Genomic DNA, 23,015 nt, shown 5'->3' with positions numbered 1-23,015 from the left:
ATGGCCGTGAGAGCCTTTCTCACGGACTTTTTGTCATCTTTCCGGCCCGCTTTTGGCCATGAGAGCCCCTCTCACGGACTTTTTGTCATCTTTCCAGCCCTTTTTTGGCCGTGAGAGCCCCTTTCTCGGACTTTTTGACATCTTTTCAGCTCGTTTTTGGCCATGAGAGCCTTTCTCTCGGACTTTTTGACATCTTTTCAGCTCGCTTTTTTCAGTGAGAATGTCCCAGCCTCTTTTTTTCTCATCTCACATCTGGGTATATTGTAAAATAAAGTTGTACTAGAAAACGTTTTCCGCATATATTCCAGTGAGGGATTTTTAATTTCTGTCAGATCCTGCCCATAACTTGGGGGATATTTTTAATCGGCAGATCGGTGGTTACCCAAATAGCCACCAGCCTTGATGTCATTGAAATCGATCCGCAGAAAGAGACGGGCGCCTATATAAAAGAAGTGAAATCCAATATCAGCAATGTTGTGCATTCCGGTATGATGGAAGAGGTACACCGTCAGCTGGATACAGCAAAAGCATCCCCCGGTGCCGATGAAGCGGCGCTATTCGATAAATTAATATCAATTATTTTAGAAGAGAGGCAACATTATGATAAGCTGATATTTGACACAGCACCAACAGGACATACGATCCGTCTGCTGTCACTGCCTGAATTGATGGGAGTCTGGATTGAGGGAATGCTGCAGAACCAGACAACGAGACATTTCCGGAACAAGAAAAAATTTATATCCCACTTTTTTCACACGACATAACCGAAAAACAGGATATTAGTACATTAAGTAACTATTTATAAGGAGGACGTAAGAAAATGAGAGCATATGTACATGAAGAAGGTGCATTACATCTTAAAGACATGAACAAACCGTTTGCGGATCACGGACAGGTCACCGTTGCGTTAAAAACAGCCGGAATGAACCGGCGCGATTGTGCTGTTCCCGGCCGGCGGGGAGATGATGCTAAGGCGCTTATTCTCGGTTCGGACGGAGCAGGTGTTATCGAATCCGCCGGGGAAGGTGTCACGGCATTTTCGCCGGGAGATGAGGTTATTATAAATCCGGCACTTGGCTGGTATGACAATAGTGATGCACCACCGACATCATTTGATATTTTGGGGATGCCTGATCATGGAACGTTTACGGAGTATATCGTTCTGCCCGCAGAGCAAGTGGAAAAAAAGCCGGACCATTTGTCATGGAAGGAGGCAGGTGTGCTTGCGTTGTCAGGCTTAACCGGTTACAGGGCATTGTTTACAAAAGGGAATGTTAAAAAGGGCGAGACGGTTTTTATTCCCGGGGCTGGAAGTGGCGTCGCAACGTTCCTAATTCAATTTGCCAAAAAGGCGGGTACACGAGTGATTGTCACCTCCCGCAGTCAGGAAAAACGGGAACAAGCAGAAAAACTTGGAGCCGACCGCGCCATTGATACCAACAGCAGCTGGCCGGAAGAACTCGCGGACGAAACGATTGATTTAGTCATTGATAGTGTAGGTAGGGCAACATTTAACCGCTCATTAGAGGTATTAAAGAAAGGCGGGCGATTCGTTACATTCGGTGCGACAACGGAAGATACGGTTGAATTGAATATCCGAGCATTTTTTTATGGACAATATCAGTTGATTGGCACAACGATGGGAAGCAGAGATGAACTTCGCGATATGATCCAATTTATTGAAAACCACAACATACATCCGGTGGTTGATCAGGGATTTACGCTTAACGAAGCGTCCGACGCGTTCTCGTATTTAAAAGAAACCAAACAATTTGGAAAAATCTACATCGATATTCGCTCGTAGCATGAAACAGACCCCTTCAATCCGAGGGGGTCTCCTTTATTCATTCACATATGGTTTGAGCTTACTGATTGCCTGCTGAAGTCGTTCGCTGTTTGTTTGGTAGAGGGTTTTGGATTGTTCGTTTTCCGTCTCTAGAGCAAACATTTCCAAATCGGCTTGACATTTTTTCATGGTGGCCAAAAGGAGGGGTTTTTCGGTCGGACTTGGCACTGAGAGCTGATCATCGAATAAATCAACCGTCAACTGGCCATCACTGTCAACTTGTCCAAGAAAAACGTTTTCTATGCTGACGTTCATCTTTTCCAGCTCTGTCTCCAGCCAATTTGGATTCAACGATGCATTCGCCAATGGTTCCAGCAGCACTTTTCCATCCATGATGACGGTTTGAGGTTCTTTCACAGGTGATACGTTAATTCCCAATATGCTCGGTGTAACCGGCTGATGCTGTTTTTGCGGAAGCACATTCACGTCTCCGTTCGGTTCAATGACGGCAAATTCGACATCGGCAGCAGTAAAGATTTGATTGTTGCGCAATTTGCTGAGGAGATCGTCGGTTGATACCCGTTCTTTTTTCAAATTATCCTCCATAATTTTACCATTTTGAATGAGTACGGTTCCTTTGCCTTGCGTGACATTGCGGAATCGTTTACTTTTCATTGCAATGAATACGGCTATATAAGGAATCATGAACCATACAGCCAACGCTGTAAGGCCATATACGATCGGAGTGGCCGGATTGACGGTATTCAAGGCCACGATTCCGCCAATAACGATCATCACCATCGATTCAAACGCAGTCATCTGTGCCAAGCTTTTTTTGCCGAGACCTTTGCTCAAAACAAATAAAACGAGTAATAAGGTTACCGAACGAATGATGATTTCAACCCAGTTTGGCACAATATCCACTCCTTTGCCTGTTTGTATGGGATGTTAAAACACTCTGCCACTTCGCTTAGAGTCAGCTTTTATACTGCGGCTCTTCCTTCGTCAGGAAAATAACTTGGTTCTCCAAGTCCTTTTGAATGGTTTGAATCGTTTTCCGGACGTCTTGAAACGCCTGTTCAGCTTCTTGATCCTGTGTTTTAGCTGCCAGGGTTTCCAGTGTCGCTTCAACACTTTTAAGCGACGCAAAACATCCTTTTACTTGTGCACCGACTGTCATAATGAACACTCCTATCCTTTTGGTTTGAAAAGAAAGGCACCGATGAGACCAAAAATAATAGCTGCCGAAATTCCGGCACTCGTGACCTCAAAAATGCCTGTTACAACACCGATCAATCCATGCTGTTCAGCTTCCTGCATGGCACCTTCGACGAGTTGATTGCCGAAATTAGTGATTGGCACCGTCGCACCGGCGCCTGCGAAATTAATAAGTGGTCTGTATAAACCAATTCCTTCCAGTACAGCGCCGGAAACGACGAAGATGGTCAGTGCCACGCCTGGATTCAATTTAAACACGTCGAATAGAATTTGTCCGATGACACAAAAAAGGCCACCAACAACGAACGCCCAGAAAAAAATCATGATCCATCACATCCTGCTTCGATGGCTACGGCGTGGGCAATACAAGGAATGGTATCTTTTTGTTGTACGCTCAATGGTGAATGTAATGAGCCTGTTGCCACAACAAGAATGCGGGTGAGTTGTTTTTCTTTGAGCAACTGCAAATAATGCCCGTAAACACCAACGGCTGAACTGGCTGTTCCACTTGCGCCGGAGAAAACAGGTTGATCCTTCCGATAAATCGTCAGTCCACAATCTTCATACATGGCTTCCGTAATCCCAATATTTTTCTTTTGTAACATATCCAGAGAAGCCTCCTGCCCAACTTGACCAAGGTCGCCTGTAATAATTAAATCATAGTGCGATGCATCCACATTCAAATCACGTAAATGGGCTTCAATCGTATCAACAGCAGCAGGAGCCATTGCCCCACCCATATTGAATGGGTCGGTCACTCCCATATCAACGATTTTACCCATCGTTGCCGACGTTACTTTTGGCCCAATACCATTTTTGGCGACGAGTGCACATCCAGCACCGGTCACGGTCCATTGAGCGGTAGGCGGTTTTTGTCCGCCATACTCCGTTGGATACCTGAATTGTTTTTCGGCGGCTGCATTATGGCTGGCGGTTCCACTTAAAATATAATCCGCCCCATTGCTATTAAGGAAAAATGCAGCAAGTGCCAGGCTTTCCATGGAGGTGGCACATGCGCTGAATAATCCCAAATAAGGAATATCCATGGTTTTGGCAGCGAAATTGCTTGGTGTAATCTGGTTGATTAAGTCGCCACTTATAAAAAATTGAACGTCTTCCTTTTGAATCAGGCTGTTCTTAATAGCCATTTGGCTTGCTTCTTCCATCATTATTTGTTGTGCTTTTTCAAATGATGATTGATTCATCCAAATATCGTCGTGCAATATATCAAATGCTTCCGGTATTCGACTTTCAGCCTCGAATGGGCCGCCAACCGTACCGGTCGAGATAATGACAGGCTGATTGTCAAAGATCCATGTACGTCCTTGCAACATTACAAGCCACCCCACTGTTTAAAAATTGTTTTGATTAGAACGATGACAAAGGCTGAAAAAACACCGTACACAATAACTGGTCCGGCCAGTTTGAACATATTGCCACCAACACCAATAATGAAGCCTTCTGATCGATGTTCAATGGCTGCTGATATGACAGAATTTCCAAAACCAGTGACAGGAATTGTCGATCCAGCCCCGGCGAATTGGCCAATACGATCATAAACCCCAAATCCAGTCAAAAGCATCGTTATAAAAATGAGAGTCGCCACGGTTGGATTGCCTGCTGTCTGTTCCGTGAAATTAAAGAAATAGATGTATATGGTGGATATAACTTGACCGATGAAACAAATAAAACCGCCTACGAAGAATGCTTTTACGCAATTTTTTAACAAAGGGCGTTTCGTTTCCCTTTTGTTTTGAAATTCCTGATACCGTTGTGCAGCCGGTGGTAAATTTTTCTTCTTTTTATTTGCCATGGTCGATCACGCTCGCTTTATGTTTTATCTTTCATTAACTTGATTTCCTGTTTTGCTTTTTTCTTCAGTTCTTTTTTGGACAATTTGTCTTTGGCTATCGTTTTTTCGAGTTGTTTGAGGTCAAGTACGATTCGTTTGTCTATGGACACGTTCACTTTGTAGTCGGGAAATCGTTTGTTCATTTGTTTGCGCACATTTTTTCGAATGGAATCCAGCTGAAAACGTTTGTGATGTTTGATCTCAAATGCGATAAGAAGTTTTTTATCGGTATTAATCGCATAAATCGCTGTTATAGATTCCCGTTTTTTCAATTTTTCTTTTGCTTGGTTGGCAATGGATTGGCTCATAGTACCGGTGGTCGTTATTTTTTGAAAATGCGTATTGTCCGGTTTCGACTGTGATGTATCATTGTCGTTCGGTGCTCCACACCCTATCAAGAAAATAATCATTCCGAGTATCAGCGCGATTTGACATAATTTCATGGCCTTCCTCCAAATGGCATGAGGCTGGCTGTGATGGCCAGCCTCACGGTTTAAAATCCTTTATATTGTGGTTCTTCCTGCTCGATTTGCTGTACGCGCGGCTCTACCGACTGAAGTATGGTTTGTGTCTGTTGTGCAGCACTTTCATACAACTTTTTAGCCTGTTTGTTTTCGGTTTCCAGGGCAAATTGTTCAAAGCTTGCCTGTGCGCTTTTTAAACCAGCGACTGTTTGTTTCACTTGGGTTGCGACGGTCATTGGTATCCTCCTTCAAGAACGGGTTTTTAGGTCACAGCAAACGGGAATAAAGAAAATAAGTTCTTTTTCCCAAGTGCTTCATCATTTATTTTTTAAAGAATGATTGGAATTATGCTTTCTATTTTTTTCCCTTTTTTTATGAATGATTGGAAACGTTTGAGCAGTGCCATTCGTCTAATAAGAAGACAGGAGGATTACATGTGAAAAAAGTAGGAAGTATCTTGGTTATTGTTAGTGGTTTGCTTTTTTTATCGCTGTATTTGGTTTATGGGCAGGTGGATGCTGAGCTCGTCAGCGACAAAACAAAAGAAATACATAAAGGTAATTTTATCCTCCATATCCGAGTGGAGGATGTGGAGAATGGTTTCCAAGTACTTCGGTCGATTCAATATATGGGGGACAAGCCTATTACATTGAAACATCAGACACCACTCATTTCTGTTTCATTCCAAAATCGGAATCACGACTATACAGGCAGCACTATTTCGAAAACGGTCCACAAAGGTGGCAGTTACCATCCGCAGGGACCAAAAATATTTAAAGCACCTACCGAAGGAGAACACGCATTATACAGTCAATCGACGTTCACAGCAGGCGGAGAGACGATAACGATTAATCATAAGGATAACCTTTTATTTAAGTAGGCAGAACGAATGGTTGCCATTGATATGTGTAAAATAATTCTCGGGGCCACCTGAGGCAATTTTCTAGTCAAAAAAGAGAAGGCACTCTATCATGAAATGTATGCTTTGACGGGCAAATACATTTCGAAAGAGGCCTTCTCATGGAAACTATTATATCAAGATTATACGCATTAATAAAGGAAACAAACAACTTAGTTGATTTGGAAGAAAGCATTCGACTCTATATGTATGAGGTGTTCGCTTCCCAGGTGGGAGAAGTGTTCACACAGATTAATAAGGTGATTAAAGCTGAGAAACAGAAGTTGGGCTGGACTGTCGAGCGCGAAGATTGGAAAACGGTTCAATTCACGTTTGGGGCGGTTCGTTTTCGGCATACATTAATGCATGACCTGAAAGGTGATTCTCACTATCCCTTTGATGAGTGGGCTGGTCTTCGGAAAAGTCAACGGTACAGTCCCCTGACGGAGGTAAAAGTGGCTGAATTGGCTAGTGAGAGCACGTATCGTGCATCAGCCCAAACTTTGAAGGAATGGACACCCGTAACGATGAGTCATCAAACAGTCGGGAGTATCGTAAAGCGTGTTGGAGAGGCGCAGTCCCAGGCTGATATGGAAATGGCGGCTGAACTGGAGGAAGCAGCGTCCCTTCCGGAGGCAAGAGAAGTAGACTTTTTGTATGCAGAGGCTGACGGTGTATTTGTACGTTCAACGAAAAAGAAGAAAAGCCATGAGATCCGGCATGCGATGATGCATGAAGGCTGGGTCAAAAATGGCAAACGAGTATCACTCAGCAATCAACATGTGATCATGACAACCAAACCGGCTGATGACTTTTGGAAAGAGGTACAGTCATATGCAGCCCATGGTTATTCGCTGGAGAATACGCAGGTTGTGACCAATAGTGATGGCGGGCAGGGCTATACAGCTGAACGATTTCAAGAAGCCTTTTCCCAGTCCCGTTACCCCGTATTGAATCAACTTGACACGTATCATATAGCCCAGGCGTTAAATCGGGCATTAGGCGGTGAAAAGAGTGAATTTAAGGATGGGATAAGGAAAGCGTTAGAACAACACGATTGGCAACAGGTCATACTTTGGCTGGATACATACGAAAGTACCCTGGAAGACGCGAAACAGCTGGAAAAGGTAAACGGTTTTCGAACTTACATTCAGCACAATTGGAATCGTCTATTTGACTGGCGTGAGAAAGTGGAAGACCCGCCAGAAGACGCACGAGGCTTAGGGGCTATGGAATCCAATCAGCGCCGCGTTTCTTTCCGGATGAAAAGACGTGGGATGCATTGGAGCGCCGACGGCAGTGAAGCTATGGTGAAAGTAAAACAGGGTATCCTCAATAACACGTTGCGAGATGTTTATCTCACATCCCAAAAACGAAGCGCACGCAAGCAGCGAGACGTTGAAAAGACCATTCGTATGACGGAATACTTGAATCAGCCAACACGCCCATCGATTGGCGCAAAAGAAGGATCCATCAGTTTATATACAGCCCATTCATCAGCGATAGGAAACTTGATGAAGAGTTTTAGGTAATATCCTGCATGTTTTTGTCAGGTTCCGGGTTTTGGAACGTGACGAAAATATGCAGGCCACCAAGCGACAGCGCGGTAGCCGGAAAAAGTGTACAAAGATAAAGTGCCAGATATATTGGTGTGACAACCACATCGAGAAAAGATTGACACATACTTGCCATTGTTATCAATTTCCTTTCAATTTTGTTAAAATGGCGATAGCGACTTAGTATGGTTAGTATGGAAGGTCTGATGTAATATGGAAGACATGCGAAAACCCATTCCGGTTGAGGAAGCCATATCACGTGTTTGGGAGAGAAGGCCAAATGGAGCTACCGATGATATACCGATAACGGATGTGGATAATCGAAGGCTTTCTGACGATATTTTTGCTTCGCACTCTGTTCCTTCGTTTCCAAAATCACCGTATGACGGATTTGCGTTGCGTTCGGCGGATACAACCGAAGCCGGTCGAAATCACTCTGTATCATTCAAGGTTGTGGAACATATCGGAGCAGGCGAATTGCCGCAAAAACAGTTGCATGAAGGCGAGGCAACCCGGATCATGACTGGAGCCAAAATTCCCGACGGAGCCGATTGCATTGCGATGTTTGAAATTTGTCAGACATATACCGATAATGGCCAGTCGTATATGTCCATGACACGCACGATGGAGTCCGGACAGAATATTATTGAAGAAGGGTCGGAAGTGGCCAAAGGGGATTTGCTAATTCCGCGGGGGACAATGATTAACCCTGGAGTGAAGGCCGTATTGGCTACGTTCGGATACAGTGATGTGAAAGTGAGCAGAAAACCGGTTGTCGGCATTATTGCCACAGGAACTGAATTGCTTGATGTAGATGAGGATCTGGAACCCGGCAAGATTCGCAATTCCAATGCGTACATGATTGCCTCGCAGATAAAGCGGGTTGGTGCTGACTATCGTTATTTCGGCAAACTCGAGGACAACCTGGAAGAAAGCTATGACATGGTTTCCAAAGCACTGGCAGAGGTTGACATGCTGATAACGACAGGCGGCGTCTCTGTCGGTGATTTTGATTTTATGCCGGCTATTTATGATAAACTGGAAGCAGATGTGCTGTTTAATAAGGTGGCCATGCGCCCGGGGAGTGTCACGACAGCGGCAGTAAGCGGAGACACCCTGTTGTATGGATTGTCCGGTAATCCGTCTGCTTGCTACGTTGGTTTTGAATTGTTTGTACGGCCTATTTTGCAGCATCAATTGGCCAGCCAAAAGCCATTTTTAAAACGGATTAAAGCGGTACTGGGAACGGACTTTCCAAAACCCAATCCGTTCACCCGGTTTGTGCGCAGCTATATAACATATCACAACGGGTCCGTTCACGCCTTGCCGTCCGGGATCGATAAATCGAATGTTGTGACATCACTGGCCAATGCTGACGCCTTAACAGTATTGCCCGGAGGAACACGCGGATTTAAAAACGGTGATGACGTGGAAGTACTGTTACTCGACGATCGGGAAGGACAGCGTGAATTTTGATTCCAAAAGGAGTGGTCGTGTGCAACAAAATCCAGCCCCCATTAAAGATCATTTCGGAAGAGTACTGAAAGATCTTCGTATTTCGGTGATTGATCAGTGCAATTTTCGGTGCACATATTGTATGCCTAAGGAAATCTTTGGTGACGATTACCAATTTTTGTCGGAAGAAGAACTCCTCAGTTTTGATGAAATCATCCGTTTGGCCAGAATATTCGCCGATCTCGGTGTGGAAAAAATACGCATTACAGGCGGTGAACCGCTCATGAGGCGTGATTTAGATCAACTGATTGCTGAGCTGTCGCAAATACCCGGCATTAAAGATATTGCGTTAACAACGAATGGTGTTTTTCTTCCCAAAACCGCCAAAAAACTGAAAGCCGCCGGACTCGAACGTGTGAATTTGAGCCTTGATGCCATAGACGATGACGTGTTCAAGCAAATTAACGGAAAAGGTGTCGTACCCCGCCCTGTCCTGAAAGGGATTGAGGCTGCTGAGGAAGCCGGGCTTCAGGTGAAAGTGAATATGGTCGTTAAAAAGGGGATGAATGACAGTCAGATTTTGCCGATGGCACGGTATTTCAAAGGAAAAGATATCATCCTGCGATATATTGAGTTTATGGATGTCGGCAACCATAACGGCTGGGACTTTCAAAACGTCATTTCCAAAAAGGATATCATTCAAACGATTGACCAGGAAATGCCGATTGAGCCTGCCGAAGAAAATTATTATGGAGAGGTTGCATCACGATATCGCTACAAGGATGGAGATGGGGAAATAGGTGTCATTTCCTCGGTTACCGATGCTTTTTGTGGAACGTGCACTCGGATTAGATTGTCACCGGATGGTAAACTATTCACATGCCTCTTTGCTTCAGACGGTTTTGATATCCGGGAAAAAATACGCAATGATCTGACCGATGATCAACTCCAGGAAGTGTTGACCAATCTGTGGGGAAGGCGTAAGGATCGCTATTCGGAAGAGCGATCCGAGGAAACTCGGAAGAACCGCAAAAAAATTGAAATGTCTTATATCGGTGGCTGATAAGGAGGCGACGAGCGTTGAAGACATTCAAGCTCCAATCATTAAAAGTGATTGATAATGATGAAGAGGATATGCTGCAGCAGGATATCCTCTTCATGGACGGTCTGATCATTAATCGCGAAGATGAACAGAACCGTTGGCTTATCGAAATCTACCTTGAGCCATCCTACAACGATTTTTTTCAGAAACTGGCCCGCGAAGAAACAGACGTGTTGCTGCAGGTGAAAATAACGAAAGAAAGCAATGAGCCGGCTACATTCATTACTTCCATCATCGGGATCAATGATATCGGTGATCAAATCAACGTTCTCTTTATGGGAACCATTGTCGATCAACGTAAAGAAAAGATTGAAAAAACGTTGAAAGAATTGATTGATGAAGGGTATCAGGGTCCATTGCTGCTACAAAAATTTAAAGAAAAGATTTAAAAGGTTAGCCGTTATGACTAACCTTTTTTATCTCCAACTATTACGTACTGTTAAAAGGTGCGTTAATATTTATTGTAATAGAGACATTGAATCCCGTTGCCTGCTATAATGTTATTACGTTTTTGATTATAATTTGATGTAATGACTATGGTACCAAGGAGTATACTATGTTCAGACAATCCATTTCACGCTGGGTGAAACAATTATCCCCAGTTCAAATGATCTTTTTATTTTATTTTATAGCAGTTATCGTAGCCACAGCCCTTCTTGCTATGCCGGCTGCATATCAATCAGGAGCCCGGCCACCGTTTATTGACATTTTGTTCACTGCTGTCAGCGCACTCAGTGTGACAGGCTTGTCCACGTTGACAATTGCCGACACGTTCAGTACGACGGGGGCGGTTCTACTTGCTGTCGTTCTTCAATTGGGTGGAGTCGGTGTAATGGCCATCGGTACATTTATCTGGATGGTTGTTGGTAAGAAAATTCGTCTCCGGGAGCGGAAGCTGATTATGGCTGATCAAAATCAGTCGTCCTTCTCAGGCATTGTCCGACTTGTCCGGGAAATATTACTCGTCATTTTAACGATTGAGTTTATTGGATTCATTGTCCTGGGTACGTATTATCTCCAATACTTTCCAACAGCAAAAGAAGCGTTTTTTCAAAGTTTTTTCGGAGTTATCAGTGCCACAACAAATGGTGGTTTTGATATTACCGGTCAATCGTTAAAATTGTTTAAAGATGATTATTTTGTTCAATTCATTAATATGCTGTTGATCATTTTCGGGGCGATTGGCTATCCGGTTCTCATTGAAGTGAAGGAATATTTGTTTGCAGGCGAGGTGAAGCGGCAGACGCTCCGCTTTTCATTGTTTGCAAAAGTAACGACGTTGACATTTTTGATCTTGATTGTTGTTGGCGCTCTGTTCATTATGCTGCTTGATGCAGGTGGATTTTTTGCAGGGAAATCATGGCATGAGACACTCTTTTATTCGCTGTTTCAGTCCATTACAACAAGAAGCGCAGGATTGACAACGATGGATGTGAGCCAGCTCAGTGAACCGAATCATCTGTTTATGTCCATTCTGATGATCATTGGTGCTTCCCCCAGCAGTGCCGGTGGTGGAATACGGACGACAACGTTTGCACTAGTCGTTATTTTTATTATTACGTATGCGAGAGGCCAAAGAAACATCCGGATATTCAACCGTGAAGTACATGAACAGGATTTATTCAAAGCTGTAACCGTCACGTTAATGGCGATTGTTTTTGTTTTAACAGCGACCATTTTGTTAAGCATTGCCGAGCCATTTGGCTTATCCCAGATATTGTTTGAAGTATCTTCTGCGTTCGGTACGGTTGGTCTGTCTCTTGGAATCACCGATGATTTATCTGTATTCAGCAAGATTGTTCTCATGATACTGATGTTCATTGGCCGGATTGGTATCCTTACGTTTCTATTCATTTTCACCAGTCATAAGCAAACAGGAAAATATCACTATCCAAAAGAAAAGATGGTGATTGGGTAATGATTATAAAAGGGGGAAGTAATGCATAAACAAACAACCATCATGATTGACGGATAATCGCATTCTCCCTGGCCGAAAACGTCTGGTCAGGGAGAAGTTGACTGATTCAACTAATAAAAAGCAGATGATTGTACACAACTCTATTCGCTATCTTCGGGTGATTGGTTGATCTGCAATATTTTCAGCTGATCGTTTTCATGACCAAGCGTGAAGACATAGGTGTATGTTTCCTGTTTTGTTTTTGTTTTATTATTTTGGCTTTTCTCCGCTGTTACCGATAAGGTTGTTTCCACGTTGCCATCGTCGGTCACTTTGCTTGTCATATTTGAGTATTGAAGATCAATATAATGAATGAACTGCTTCCGAAAATCAGAATAGGCCGACTCTGTTTGCATGTTGCTCCCAAGCAGGGTGTAGGCAGCGACATAATCCCGCATGCTGATGCTTTCCAGGAAGTAGTCAACCACATATTCCGCATCATTAACCAGTTGTTGGGTATTGGCTGCATCGGTGATATCTTTGGTGGAGCCAAATGTCAGGTTTTTGTTTTGTGCTTCGTTTGCCCATGTTGACAGCTGTTTATAAACGTCATCAATAGGTATACTGAATCCGAGTGTTCCATCGTTTGTTCCAACGGCGTTGATACCAATGACTTTGCCGCTTTTTCGGCTGATAAGGGGACCACCGCTGTTGCCATTGGTTATTTGAGCAGAAATCTGATAGGCATGCTCATAGTTATATCCATCCACAGAGAAATTCCGCTCGGTTCCCGATATGATTCCGAGCGTGACAGTATTTTGAAAGCCGTGGGGACTGCCAAGTGCAATAACGTCATCACCAATCTCTGCTTTGGTTTCCGTGTTGATATCCAGTGATGGTTGGCCGGCAAGCTGTGGTACCCGAATAACGGCAATATCCGTATCCGAACTTGCTCCAACGACGGCAGCTGGGTAAACACGCCCATTCGTCGTCCGGACATAAATGACATCTGCATCTTTGATAACGTGCGCATTTGTTACAATATCGCCTTTTTCATTAAATAGAAAACCGGAACCGGTGACGGTTGTTTTCTCATGCTTTCCTTCAATTTGCACAACGCTTTTTTCAGCGGTATGGATGATGGATTTCAAATCAAGGTCCTGAGTAGCTGTTTTCACTTTCCGGATCACCGGATTATTAACGCTAATGTTATGTGATGTGTATTGATTATGTATCACAATCAGTATAAAAACGCTGGCCGCTGCTAGAAGGACGGACACAATGACCGGACCAAGTATTTTTTTGTGCATAAATTTCACCCCAAATTATCTCCTATGATTGATCTGTATACCATTTGATCCGGTCTACGTTAATATGGATATCGTTCGGTTTCTGCTGCTCCATATTATAATGCGTGAATTCAAATTCACCGGTGGCATCCGGGTAAAGCGTGTCCGGATAGATATAGACGTCATTCGTTAAAATGGTTTCCTCATCCGAAGACAGGGAGTATTCAATCAATATGGAATGGATCGGGACAGTGGCAACACTTTTCACTTTGCCTGTGACCGATAGATTCCCTTGTTTGTTTTCTTCGGTGCTGACGGAGATAAGTTCGACAGCATCATTTTCGTTTAATTTCTTTTCTTTTTCCGCCGAACTGATCGCTTGCTCAATTCGCTGTTTTCGGGCTGTTTCAAAAGCAGTTTTTTCCTTTTTAATTGTTGTTTGAAGACTGAGAAGCTTTTTGGAATCGGGTGCATATTTTAATCCATCTTCCACCATCAACAACGCATCTGAGAATTGATGGTTGTTGAGTTGATTACTTGCATTGGAAAAAACATAATCAACAATTTGTCCCCGGATAGACGACTTGATGTCGTCGGCCTCATCGGAGGGGATCGCATCTGCTTCCCATAAAAGTACTTTTAATTTATCGATACCTGGATCCTGATTCAGTTTATTTTTTAAATGGGCCAGTTTGATATGGTTGCGCTTGGCAGTAAGTTTATCGATAAGCTTCGTGACTGCTTCCCCGTCATAGTTGGCAATGCTGTCTTCCGCTTCATTGATAAGTGCTGATGCGTCCCGGTATTCGCCTTTCTTTTGCAGGTTTGACGCTTTGTCTAAGTCTTCGTTTATTTTTACAGCCTTTTGGGTGAATGCAAGGGCATTCTTCGCCTGTTGGAAGTCACTTCGGTGGTTAAGCGATTCTTCAAGTGAAGACGTTGCTTTTGAATAGTCCCCATTCAGCGCATATGTTTCAGCATTTTGATACAAGTCGGTGGCTTCAGCAGATTGATTTTGTAGAAAAATGTAATAGGAACCAGAAACAAATAGGATTAGAGCGACGACCGCGATCGGGATATACCAATATTTATTGAATGGTTGTTTGGTTTTCATCCGTTCATGCCGGTCTTGTGGCAGTTGTTTGCCACAGTTGATGCAATAGTCCTCATTCTCCAGAACGTTTGCACCGCAATAAGGGCAGTAGTGCATCGTTATACCTGCTTTCTTTTTCGTGTTATATTTTGTCGTTTCCGGTCGTTCTTAGATAATTTTATTTTATCATATTTTTACTTTATTTTGGATGAGGAAATTGGTATTATGGAAGAAACGGATACGTTGAATGACATTGCATACCATAACACATATAAAGGAGGTACAAGCATATGGACGTTTGGGAAACTGTTTTTGGTGTAGTTTGCCTGGGATTGATCGTATTGAATATTGGCTACTGTATCTTTGATAATGGGTAGGAACCGTTGGCAGCAGGCATTATGAATAGGGCCGGACAACAAATTCATGTGCTGCTCCGGCCGGCAAGTTGGGATTTTTCGAGGAATTGGTCCAGTGCAGCGGATGCAGCATGTCCATTTCGCAAGGGTCATGATTTCAATCCGTCACGGACCATTCATTGAAAGGGAAAATGATGAATTCCGACTTTCCGATGATTTCAGTTTCTTGTATGAGACCAAGTCCATTACGGCTGTCTTTGCTTATCATTCGGTTATCACCCATAACGAAATAGCTGTTTTCGGGTATTTTAATGGGTCCGAATCTTCCGGTTCCAGTCAATTGATCACTATGGAGGAACGCTTGATCATAAAGGTTTCCATCGATATATAACCCACCATTTTTAACAGTGATCGTTTCTCCCGGCATAGCTATAATCCGTTTGACATAATTTTTTAACGGTTTTTTAATAATAACGATATCTTCCCGCTCGGGTTCATCGAATAAATAAGTCATTTTATTAAACAGAATCGTTTCACCATCTTCAAGTGTAGGCTCCATACTCTCACCGTCAACCACAGACGTTGCAAATATAAATGACCGGAGAAATAAAGCCAGTATGACTGCAATAAGAAGAGCCTTTCCCCATTCCAACCACTCGTTTTTCTTTTTTGTTTTTTTCAAGTGCACTCAACCTTTCAGCCAAACGATATAGATTCTTTATTCTTTTTAGCGATATGCTTAAGCTCTATTGTCACTATTTCTTTATAGTTTCCATTGATGTCCAAATGCATGATGTTTCGTCCCATTTGAAAACCAATTCTTTCTGGGATTTGTCAGTTTTTGTTATTATGTTGCTATGTTACCATCTCATCCCGGATAAAAGGAGTACCCCTTAACTATGAATGCTGACGAGCTTTTAAATCATATTGAACGATTGCGTCGTCATATGACGGTTGTCGCATTGGAAAAAGGTTTTACAAGCCATGAATCCATTAAGCTGAGTCAAGAATTGGACAGGTTGATGAACCATTATGACTCAATGAAACATACAGGTAATACGTGCTAACAGACGTCAATCACCGGACGTTGTTCATGACTTTCATGATATCATGTTCTCTTTCAATAAAAACGATTCCAGACGATTAAGGCCTTCCTCAATCGTACTCATATGGTAAGCATAGGACAACCTCATATATCCTTCACCAATCGATGAAAACGAGCTGCCTGGTACGAGCGCAACTTTTCCTTTCTGTACCAGATCCAAGCCAAAATCAAAGGATGATTTATCGATGGGAAATGCAGGGAAGAAATAAAAGGCTCCGTCCGGTTTATTAACCTCAAGTCCCATGTTTTTTAACCGGCTGTACATGTAATCGCGCCGTTGTTTATAGGCATCCCGCATGGCGATAGGGTCATCAAGGCCATTGGTTAGAGCCTCGATTGCTGCGTGCTGACTGATTGATGACGCGCACGATACATTAAACTGATGCACCTTCAGCATGTGCTTAGATAACCATTCGGGGGCAAGGGCATAGCCAATGCGGAATCCGGTCATCGCATGCGATTTGGAAACGCCATTAATGACAATCGTACGGTCTTTCACGTCTTCAAACTGTGCAATCGATGTATGCTCTTGGTCATAGATTAGCTCGCTGTATATTTCATCCGCTAAAATGAAAATATTTTCATGTTTCAAAACGGAAACAAGGTTCGCCAACTCCTCTTTCGTGAACGAGGCACCTGTTGGATTGGAAGGGTAGGGCAGAACCACACACTTCGTCCGACTTGTTATATGTTCTTTTAAATGGTCTTTCGTCAACTTAAAGTCATCATGGGTCGTATCAATATGGACAGGTTCTGCACCGTTCATTTTAATTGATGGTTCATAACCAGGGTAGATGGGTGCTGGAAGAAGAACGTCATCTCCGGCTGTCAAAATGGTCCGTAACGCTATATCGATAGCTTGAGATGCTCCGGATGTGACAATGACTTCCGAATCTGGCTGGTAATTCACGCCGTAGTTCCGTTCATAAAAATCACTTATTGCTGTGCGCAATGCCATCAAGCCAGCATTCGGTGTGTAGGTAGTTTGATTTGTGTCCAAGGCAATTTTGGCCGCGTTTTTTACATGGTCAGGTGTACTGAAATCGGGTTGTCCAATCGTTAATGATGTGACCCCCTGTTCATCGGAGACCATATTAAAAAATTGTCGAATCCCTGATATTTCAATGGATTGGGCAGTTGGATCAATGTTTGGCCGCATGTGGCAACCTCCTGAGAAAATGTTATAAAATGTTCAAACAATTTTGATTTGAAGATAAAAAAATACGTTATACTATAAGTACGGACAGATCATAGACTAGGCAAAGGAGAAGATGAGTATGCGCTTAAAGCATCAACGTTTTGAAGACTTAGTTCAACAAAATAAACAAGAACTTATGGAAAACGATAAAAAGATCGAACAAATTGAGAATCGTCTCGAAAAACGATTCAGTCGTCATACATCTGTCAAAGAACAAGATGATGAGACATTAAATATATCATAACATACCGTGTATGCGGTGAAATACAACAAAAATGAAAAAGCAGGAAGCATATAGTTCATGCTTCCTGCTTTTTCTATATGGAGCTGGGACAAAAGACGTTTAATTAAAGAAAAATCCGAACTATGATTCACAAATAATCTGAATCAGTTCGGATTTTTCGTTTAGCGTAGGAAAAACACGGAGACTCCTGCGGGATCAAAAAGCCTAGGTGAGACCCCGCAGTGCGATAAGCACGAGGAGGCTCAGCAGCGCCCGCGGAAAGCGTAGTGTTTTTCCGGAGCGGTGACTACGTCTTAAATATATAGTTCGTGTTTAGAAGTGATTTGTTCAATCTCGTCCCAACCCCACGATTCGTTTGATGGATTATAAGTTTTTGAACAACACATGGTTTTCAAGATGGATATGCTGAAACGTGTCGGCTTCCAGTTCGGCCAAGCGGGCATACGTAATACGGTAAGAGTTGCATGCATCTGCCGGCGGTTCAAATCCATTGGTAATCTCTCGCATTCGCTTCAGCATGTTTCCGGCTGCGTCATGTTCATCTTCCAATCCGCCATTGGCTTCGTGAATCTGCTGCAGCAGGTCATCATTTGGATGATCTTCATATTGTTTGATCAGTGGAAAGACCTCTTCTTCCTCTTTGACTGTATGTTCTTCCATGTCCACTTTAAAATCATTATACAGACGATGCAGTTCTTTCAGATGCGGATGATTCTTACCGTGCACACGGAAAATTTTAGAAACAAATGTTCCCAGTGCCGGAAGTTCCTCATTTAAGTAAGCGTGGTGTGTTTGGGTAATGTGATCGATGATATCACTTGCTGGCATACGATCCCAGTCAATGGGGTGCTCGTCTTCCTTTAGCCAGTCCTGATACGCATGGTTCAGCGTTTCCATAACAGCCGTTTCATCCAGATTCCGTTTCGAGCATACATCCCTCAATGGCTGGTCACCACCACAGCAAAAATCGATCCGGTTCCGTTTGAATACGTCACTTGCCTTAGGAAAAACTTTTACAATGTCAGCCGGTTTATGATCCAGTGTAAATTCAGTCATCATCAAACCCTCCAAATAATTGATATATATCCATCATAAAGGGTTTTTTTTACTTATGACGTGATGACTATCACTTATTGATCTCGATTTTGAGATATATCAGGATCGTTCGATGATAGGATGAATCATCATACAGATCCTGTGTAAAGCAGGGCAATCATCCAAGTATAATGCGTAATAATTTCGTACATAGTGATAGTAGGGTTTTTATTGTTTGTAAAACGCGAATAAGTTGAAAAGGAGGGGATGTTTATGTTGGAAGAGCTGGATAGTCTATGGAACGAACTCAATAAAACATATATTTATATTTTTATCGCATTGATGGCTCTTTATACAATCATCCGCCCGATGATCAAGTGGGCAGTCATGGTTAAAACGACCAAATTTCTTAATTACATACTCAGTAGTCTGTTACTTCTCGTGCTGATTTTGTCAGGAATTGTATTAACCGCCTTTTTGGACAAGATGATTTTGGCAGTAGTGCTTAATTGTTTGGCTTTGTTCGGTTTAATGTTGATTGTTATCCATACCGTGGAATATCTTTTCCGAAACAGAAAAAAGCGCGTCTGAATGAATCGGCGCGCTTAAGAGGATTTAAAAATGTGTCCTGGTGCTCCGCCGCGGTTTTTTTGGGGGTCCATTCATTTTGCCGAGGGATGATGGGGTGAAACTGGCGGATGTATTGTGTCGTGCTGTCGTATGGCGTTTTTTCGGCGGTGACCAGTTGATATACCGATAAATTGTTTTTTTGGCTTGTGATAAGGACATTTTTACCTGGGGGTTTCGGTATTGCTTGTCCAATGTACCTAAATGCTTCAACTGTTTAAAATCTTCCTTTGATGGGGGAATGTGAAAAAAATAGTCGCCAACCTTCACTAAAAGCGTTGAATGTTGATTGCTCAGTTTAGGGTGATTGGAAAAATGCAAGCCTATTTTTTGGGCGCGGTTTTCTCGCAGAAGACGGTTAATCGATTCTTTCTTAATATAATAGAGATGTTGGGGCTGGGGAGCGGTTTTAGCATGGCGGTTAATGGTGAACAGCGCCTTAGCGAGCTCATTGAGTGGAATGGTGGCTTTTTCGCTCATTCATCAAACCTCCTTATCTATGTTTTGGACAATCGTTTATACGTAAAAATAATATATCACAAATATTGGACAGTTGCAATATATATGTTTTCCAGATAGAGTGCAGACAAACAGACTGCACGGACGGCTTCAACTGTGTATATGTCAGGATTTCAGCCGGAATATATGCATCTCGGGTCGGCAAAAAAATCGATACGGCAGTCTAGTGGTACCGATTCCGCGGTTCACGTATAATGCCAGATTGCCTTCATCGAGTACATGTTTCCCCTGTACATATTTCTGTGCATAGAGAGGGGTGTACAAGTGACCGATGAACGGAAGGCGAACTTGACCGCCATGACTATGGCCTGAAAGTTGGACATCCACCGGAAAATGGGCGGTGTTATCCGCATAATCGGGCTCGTGAGCCAGCAGGATGGTGAACAGATCGGGATCCGCACCGGACAATGCCATCTTCAGATCTGGCTTGCCAAGTATGACATCATCAATGCCTGCCAATACAAATTGACCTCTGTCTCGTTTAATCGTTTTATGCGTATTTTGCAGAAGTTCAAATCCACCCTTGTCCATGACGTTTTTTACAGTCTCTGTTCCATAGCCCCCATGGTCATGATTGCCGTAAATCCAGTACTTTCCGTGATTGGCTTTAAGTTTTTGCAACAGTTGGATCAGCTCGTTGTTCCAGTTGTACGTATCCGGTGCATCAACAAGGTCCCCGCTGAAAACAATTAAATCAGGATCTAAACGGTTGATGTCGTCGGTGAGATCAGCAAACTGTTCCAGCGAGTAATGAAAGCCGATATGGGTATCTGAAAAAAGTACGATAGTAAAATCATCAAGTTCAGGAGGGATTTTAGATGATGTAAGGTTTTCGCTCGTAGTGGTGAGTAGTCGCGGTTCCACATCACGCGCATAATAATAGCCTCCCCCACCCAGGCCGACAAGTGCCGTTACACTTCCCAGTATTCGTTTCAAAAAGGTCCGCCTGTTCATACGTATCTGCCTTTCAGGTTTGTATAGTCTACCTGTTATCATCATACCTTATTTAACATGCTTAGGAAAGATGTCGGGATGAAAAGATATCGATATGTGCACCTGTTTTGACTTTTATCATTGTCGCATTTATGCTGTAAAGTAGGGAACATCATGGAAGTTATGGACATAATTTATGGTTGGCTGGTCATCAAAGAACATAATGAAATATGCAAAAAAAATGGAACCCCGATCCCATTAGCACGAAAATGTGCCAAACAGCATGGTGATAACAAAACCCCCGCCATAGATAAAAAATAGTGCCTATGGTATAAAATAGACCGCCGGTCATTAAAAGAGTAACCCCATTTTCATGCATAGCTGATGTCAGTGGCCCCCACACAAATAAAATGAGCCATCCTAGAAAAATATAGCAACATGTGGATAGTACACGAAACCGTTTGATAAAACCAATGGTCAACAAAATGCCTGCCGCTGCGATCCCCCATACGATCATGAGCATTGTCTTTCCCAAATTATCCGGCAGAAGCATCAACAAAAAAGGTGTATAGGTTCCCGCGATGAATAAGTAAATAAAAGCTTGATCAACGGTTTTGAAAAGGGTTTTCCATTTTCCTTGAGGCAGGCTGTGGACAATAGTGGACATTAAATACATGAGAAACATGGTGATACCGAAAATGAGCACAGCAACCATGCGTTTCCCATCACTATCCGGCGGCGTGTCGGCGATAAGAAACATGAGACCGACAATGCTCAATAACGCACCAAAGCCGTGAGTAATGGCATGTACGGCTTCTTCTTTTTTGGTATAGGTTTGCAGTTGCATGATCGTTCCTCTTTTTCATTATATTAGTCGTTTCATTATATACAGAGCGAATGTGTTCTGTGATAACCATCGTGTTGAGTAGGATGTGATAATGGTGCCGGGCTATTCAGAACGAAGTGATGTTTCTGCCGGAGTCATGTGGTAAACTGTACGTAAAGATAAATGACCCCAACTCCTTTTATCGGCGTAACATAGTATGGTACTTTTTAAGTAATGAAAAGGAGCGTTTGTTATGAGTGCAACACAAGATAAAAAGCTGACAGACATTGTAATAGATGATTTAATGATATCATCGGAAAAAGTGGCACATGTCCAACTGCATAACCCACTGGAGCACGCCCTGTTGATTCTTGTGAAATCAGGGTATTCCGCTGTGCCGGTTTTGGATTCATCATTTAAATTGAAAGGAACCATTGGTAAAACCCCCATTTTAAATGCCGTATTGGGGTTGGAACGATTTGAAACGGAAAAATTATCCGATATGCGGGTAGATGAAGCCATGAACACAGATGTTCCAAGTCTATCCAGGTCCGATTCTTTCATGGACGGATTAAAGACTGTTATTAATTACCCGTTTGTTTGTGTTGCGGATGAAGACAATCACTTCGACGGCATTTTGACGAGACGTGCCATTTTGAAACAATTAAAAAGGAATTATTACACCGTCGAACATGAGCATGAATGATATTGGTATACCGACAATCGCCATGGTTGCGCTTACGTTCGGTTCAGGCTTCCTGTTGCGAGTGCCGGATTCCTTTGCTAAAGTAAAGTTGTTGAGTGACAAAAATAGGGAGGGATCAACATGGAAATGATGGATGCTAATGAGATTATCAATTTTATTTCTACCAGTAAGAAAAAGACACCTGTCAAAGTGTATGTGAAGGGTGAGCAGCTGGACGCTTTATCTGATCATGATGACGCCGTCCAGGTTTTTGCCGAACAAAAAAGTGGTGTTGTGTTCGGTGAATGGAACGATGTCAGTGCCTTTTTGGAACAGAATCAGGCCTCCATTACGGATTACGTTGTGGAACACGATCGAAGAAATTCCGCTATTCCGCTGCTTGATAAAAAGGAAATCAATGCCCGCATTGAGCCTGGAGCTGTTATTCGTGACCAGGTATCCATCGGTGATGGCGCCGTCATCATGATGGGGGCAGCTATCAATATTGGCTCCGTCGTCGGTGAAGGGACTATGATTGACATGAATGCTGTTCTCGGCGGACGGGCCACTGTCGGGAAAAATTGTCATATTGGGGCTGGTTCAGTATTGGCCGGGGTGGTGGAGCCGCCTTCCGCAAAACCAGTGGTCATTGAGGACGAAGCTGTTATCGGAGCCAATGTTGTCATATTGGAAGGAGTGACAGTCGGCAAGGGATCCATTGTGGCTGCAGGATCGGTTGTAACACAGGATGTTCCGCCGAATAAATTGGTCGCCGGAACACCTGCTAAAGTACTTAAAGAAATCGATGAAAATACGAAAGCAAAAACGGAGATTAAGCAAGAACTCCGCAAATTGGATGATTAAAGCAGGGGATGAA

General features: G+C 43.1%; 27 protein-coding genes and 1 pseudogene. 13 read left to right on the top strand and 15 right to left on the bottom strand.

Annotation, left to right across the window (positions count from 1 at the left end):
• Positions 1-328: 328 nt before the first annotated feature.
• Positions 329-704 (top strand): annotated as a pseudogene (locus ACZ5Q7_RS12860) (ArsA family ATPase); the annotation flags it as partial.
• Between the two features lie 116 nt (positions 705-820).
• Positions 821-1,804, top strand: coding sequence for a zinc-binding dehydrogenase (locus tag ACZ5Q7_RS12855; protein ID WP_343752416.1), 984 nt, complete (start codon positions 821-823; stop codon positions 1,802-1,804).
• Positions 1,805-1,840: 36 nt separating this feature from the next.
• Here ACZ5Q7_RS12855 and ACZ5Q7_RS12850 read toward each other — a convergent pair whose 3' ends face one another.
• The 7 genes from ACZ5Q7_RS12850 to ACZ5Q7_RS12820 all read right to left on the bottom strand — a co-directional run bounded on the left by ACZ5Q7_RS12850 (position 1,841) and on the right by ACZ5Q7_RS12820 (position 5,556).
• Entirely contained in the window at positions 1,841-2,701 is an 861-nt protein-coding gene (locus ACZ5Q7_RS12850) for a DUF421 domain-containing protein (protein WP_343752415.1), read from the bottom strand.
• A gap of 61 nt (positions 2,702-2,762) precedes the next feature.
• Positions 2,763-2,966: a DUF1657 domain-containing protein gene (locus ACZ5Q7_RS12845; RefSeq protein ID WP_343752413.1), complete on the bottom strand. Its 204-nt coding sequence runs from the start codon at positions 2,964-2,966 to the stop codon at positions 2,763-2,765.
• Between the two features lie 11 nt (positions 2,967-2,977).
• Positions 2,978-3,328 (bottom strand): stage V sporulation protein AE, encoded by a 351-nt coding sequence (spoVAE, locus tag ACZ5Q7_RS12840; RefSeq protein WP_343752412.1) that lies wholly within the window; start codon positions 3,326-3,328, stop codon positions 2,978-2,980.
• The gene (gene spoVAD, locus ACZ5Q7_RS12835) at positions 3,325-4,338 is read right to left on the bottom strand and encodes a stage V sporulation protein AD (RefSeq protein ID WP_343752411.1); all 1,014 of its coding nucleotides are present in this window, start codon (positions 4,336-4,338) and stop codon (positions 3,325-3,327) included. Before spoVAD ends, spoVAE begins: the two co-directional genes overlap by 4 nt.
• Entirely contained in the window at positions 4,338-4,817 is a 480-nt protein-coding gene (gene spoVAC, locus ACZ5Q7_RS12830; protein WP_343752410.1) for a stage V sporulation protein AC, read from the bottom strand. Before spoVAC ends, spoVAD begins: the two co-directional genes overlap by 1 nt.
• Before the next feature lie 17 nt (positions 4,818-4,834).
• The gene (locus ACZ5Q7_RS12825; protein WP_343752409.1) at positions 4,835-5,299 is read right to left on the bottom strand and encodes a YhcN/YlaJ family sporulation lipoprotein; all 465 of its coding nucleotides are present in this window, start codon (positions 5,297-5,299) and stop codon (positions 4,835-4,837) included.
• A 50-nt stretch (positions 5,300-5,349) separates the two neighbouring features.
• Entirely contained in the window at positions 5,350-5,556 is a 207-nt protein-coding gene (locus ACZ5Q7_RS12820) for a DUF1657 domain-containing protein (protein WP_343752408.1), read from the bottom strand.
• Between the two features lie 200 nt (positions 5,557-5,756).
• Here ACZ5Q7_RS12820 and ACZ5Q7_RS12815 point away from each other — a divergent pair, with 200 nt between their 5' ends.
• The 6 genes from ACZ5Q7_RS12815 to ACZ5Q7_RS12790 all read left to right on the top strand — a co-directional run bounded on the left by ACZ5Q7_RS12815 (position 5,757) and on the right by ACZ5Q7_RS12790 (position 12,249).
• Complete coding sequence (locus tag ACZ5Q7_RS12815) at positions 5,757-6,200, top strand: hypothetical protein (RefSeq protein ID WP_343752407.1); 444 nt, start codon at positions 5,757-5,759, stop codon at positions 6,198-6,200.
• A 140-nt stretch (positions 6,201-6,340) separates the two neighbouring features.
• Entirely contained in the window at positions 6,341-7,750 is a 1,410-nt protein-coding gene (locus ACZ5Q7_RS12810; RefSeq protein WP_464432896.1) for an ISLre2 family transposase, read from the top strand.
• Between the two features lie 237 nt (positions 7,751-7,987).
• Positions 7,988-9,250, top strand: a complete 1,263-nt coding sequence (locus tag ACZ5Q7_RS12805) for a molybdopterin molybdotransferase MoeA (protein WP_343753707.1) — start codon at positions 7,988-7,990, stop codon at positions 9,248-9,250.
• Positions 9,251-9,269: 19 nt separating this feature from the next.
• Complete coding sequence (gene moaA, locus ACZ5Q7_RS12800) at positions 9,270-10,292, top strand: GTP 3',8-cyclase MoaA (protein ID WP_343753705.1); 1,023 nt, start codon at positions 9,270-9,272, stop codon at positions 10,290-10,292.
• A gap of 17 nt (positions 10,293-10,309) precedes the next feature.
• Positions 10,310-10,720, top strand: coding sequence for a YwpF-like family protein (locus ACZ5Q7_RS12795; RefSeq protein WP_343753702.1), 411 nt, complete (start codon positions 10,310-10,312; stop codon positions 10,718-10,720).
• 167 nt (positions 10,721-10,887) lie between these two features.
• Complete coding sequence (locus ACZ5Q7_RS12790; RefSeq protein WP_343753700.1) at positions 10,888-12,249, top strand: TrkH family potassium uptake protein; 1,362 nt, start codon at positions 10,888-10,890, stop codon at positions 12,247-12,249.
• Positions 12,250-12,389: 140 nt separating this feature from the next.
• On the opposite strand, the gene ACZ5Q7_RS12785 is transcribed toward ACZ5Q7_RS12790, so the two are convergent.
• The 3 genes from ACZ5Q7_RS12785 to lepB all read right to left on the bottom strand — a co-directional run bounded on the left by ACZ5Q7_RS12785 (position 12,390) and on the right by lepB (position 15,648).
• Entirely contained in the window at positions 12,390-13,538 is a 1,149-nt protein-coding gene (locus ACZ5Q7_RS12785; protein WP_343753698.1) for a S1C family serine protease, read from the bottom strand.
• Positions 13,539-13,560: 22 nt separating this feature from the next.
• Complete coding sequence (locus ACZ5Q7_RS12780; RefSeq protein WP_343753696.1) at positions 13,561-14,727, bottom strand: zinc-ribbon domain-containing protein; 1,167 nt, start codon at positions 14,725-14,727, stop codon at positions 13,561-13,563.
• 396 nt (positions 14,728-15,123) lie between these two features.
• The gene (gene lepB, locus ACZ5Q7_RS12775; RefSeq protein ID WP_343753693.1) at positions 15,124-15,648 is read right to left on the bottom strand and encodes a signal peptidase I; all 525 of its coding nucleotides are present in this window, start codon (positions 15,646-15,648) and stop codon (positions 15,124-15,126) included.
• 217 nt (positions 15,649-15,865) lie between these two features.
• Here lepB and ACZ5Q7_RS12770 point away from each other — a divergent pair, with 217 nt between their 5' ends.
• The gene (locus ACZ5Q7_RS12770) at positions 15,866-16,033 is read left to right on the top strand and encodes an aspartyl-phosphate phosphatase Spo0E family protein (RefSeq protein ID WP_343753691.1); all 168 of its coding nucleotides are present in this window, start codon (positions 15,866-15,868) and stop codon (positions 16,031-16,033) included.
• A gap of 33 nt (positions 16,034-16,066) precedes the next feature.
• Here the strand turns inward: ACZ5Q7_RS12770 and ACZ5Q7_RS12765 are convergent, their stop codons facing one another.
• The gene (locus ACZ5Q7_RS12765) at positions 16,067-17,230 is read right to left on the bottom strand and encodes an aminotransferase A (RefSeq protein WP_343753689.1); all 1,164 of its coding nucleotides are present in this window, start codon (positions 17,228-17,230) and stop codon (positions 16,067-16,069) included.
• 118 nt (positions 17,231-17,348) lie between these two features.
• On the opposite strand from ACZ5Q7_RS12765, the gene ACZ5Q7_RS12760 reads away from it, so the two are divergent.
• Complete coding sequence (locus ACZ5Q7_RS12760; protein ID WP_343753687.1) at positions 17,349-17,513, top strand: FbpB family small basic protein; 165 nt, start codon at positions 17,349-17,351, stop codon at positions 17,511-17,513.
• A 363-nt stretch (positions 17,514-17,876) separates the two neighbouring features.
• Here the strand turns inward: ACZ5Q7_RS12760 and ric are convergent, their stop codons facing one another.
• Entirely contained in the window at positions 17,877-18,572 is a 696-nt protein-coding gene (gene ric, locus ACZ5Q7_RS12755; RefSeq protein ID WP_464432894.1) for an iron-sulfur cluster repair di-iron protein, read from the bottom strand.
• Positions 18,573-18,821: 249 nt separating this feature from the next.
• On the opposite strand from ric, the gene ACZ5Q7_RS12750 reads away from it, so the two are divergent.
• Positions 18,822-19,139, top strand: a complete 318-nt coding sequence (locus ACZ5Q7_RS12750) for a hypothetical protein (protein ID WP_343753682.1) — start codon at positions 18,822-18,824, stop codon at positions 19,137-19,139.
• Positions 19,140-19,163: 24 nt separating this feature from the next.
• On the opposite strand, the gene ACZ5Q7_RS12745 is transcribed toward ACZ5Q7_RS12750, so the two are convergent.
• The 3 genes from ACZ5Q7_RS12745 to trhA all read right to left on the bottom strand — a co-directional run bounded on the left by ACZ5Q7_RS12745 (position 19,164) and on the right by trhA (position 21,474).
• Entirely contained in the window at positions 19,164-19,655 is a 492-nt protein-coding gene (locus ACZ5Q7_RS12745) for a YkyB family protein (RefSeq protein ID WP_343753680.1), read from the bottom strand.
• A 144-nt stretch (positions 19,656-19,799) separates the two neighbouring features.
• Positions 19,800-20,630 (bottom strand): metallophosphoesterase, encoded by an 831-nt coding sequence (locus ACZ5Q7_RS12740; protein ID WP_343753678.1) that lies wholly within the window; start codon positions 20,628-20,630, stop codon positions 19,800-19,802.
• A gap of 208 nt (positions 20,631-20,838) precedes the next feature.
• Positions 20,839-21,474 (bottom strand): PAQR family membrane homeostasis protein TrhA, encoded by a 636-nt coding sequence (gene trhA / locus ACZ5Q7_RS12735; protein ID WP_343753676.1) that lies wholly within the window; start codon positions 21,472-21,474, stop codon positions 20,839-20,841.
• Between the two features lie 232 nt (positions 21,475-21,706).
• Here trhA and cbpB point away from each other — a divergent pair, with 232 nt between their 5' ends.
• Entirely contained in the window at positions 21,707-22,159 is a 453-nt protein-coding gene (cbpB, locus tag ACZ5Q7_RS12730) for a cyclic-di-AMP-binding protein CbpB (RefSeq protein WP_343753674.1), read from the top strand.
• Between the two features lie 120 nt (positions 22,160-22,279).
• A complete protein-coding gene (dapD, locus tag ACZ5Q7_RS12725; RefSeq protein WP_343753672.1) occupies positions 22,280-23,002 on the top strand; it encodes a 2,3,4,5-tetrahydropyridine-2,6-dicarboxylate N-acetyltransferase in 723 nt (240 codons plus the stop codon).
• Positions 23,003-23,015 lie beyond the last annotated feature (13 nt).

It is taken from the genome of Lentibacillus halophilus (genome assembly GCF_055395055.1).
The sequence above is the reverse complement of the archived record's forward strand: the minus strand, read 5'-3'. Positions and strand labels throughout refer to the sequence as shown.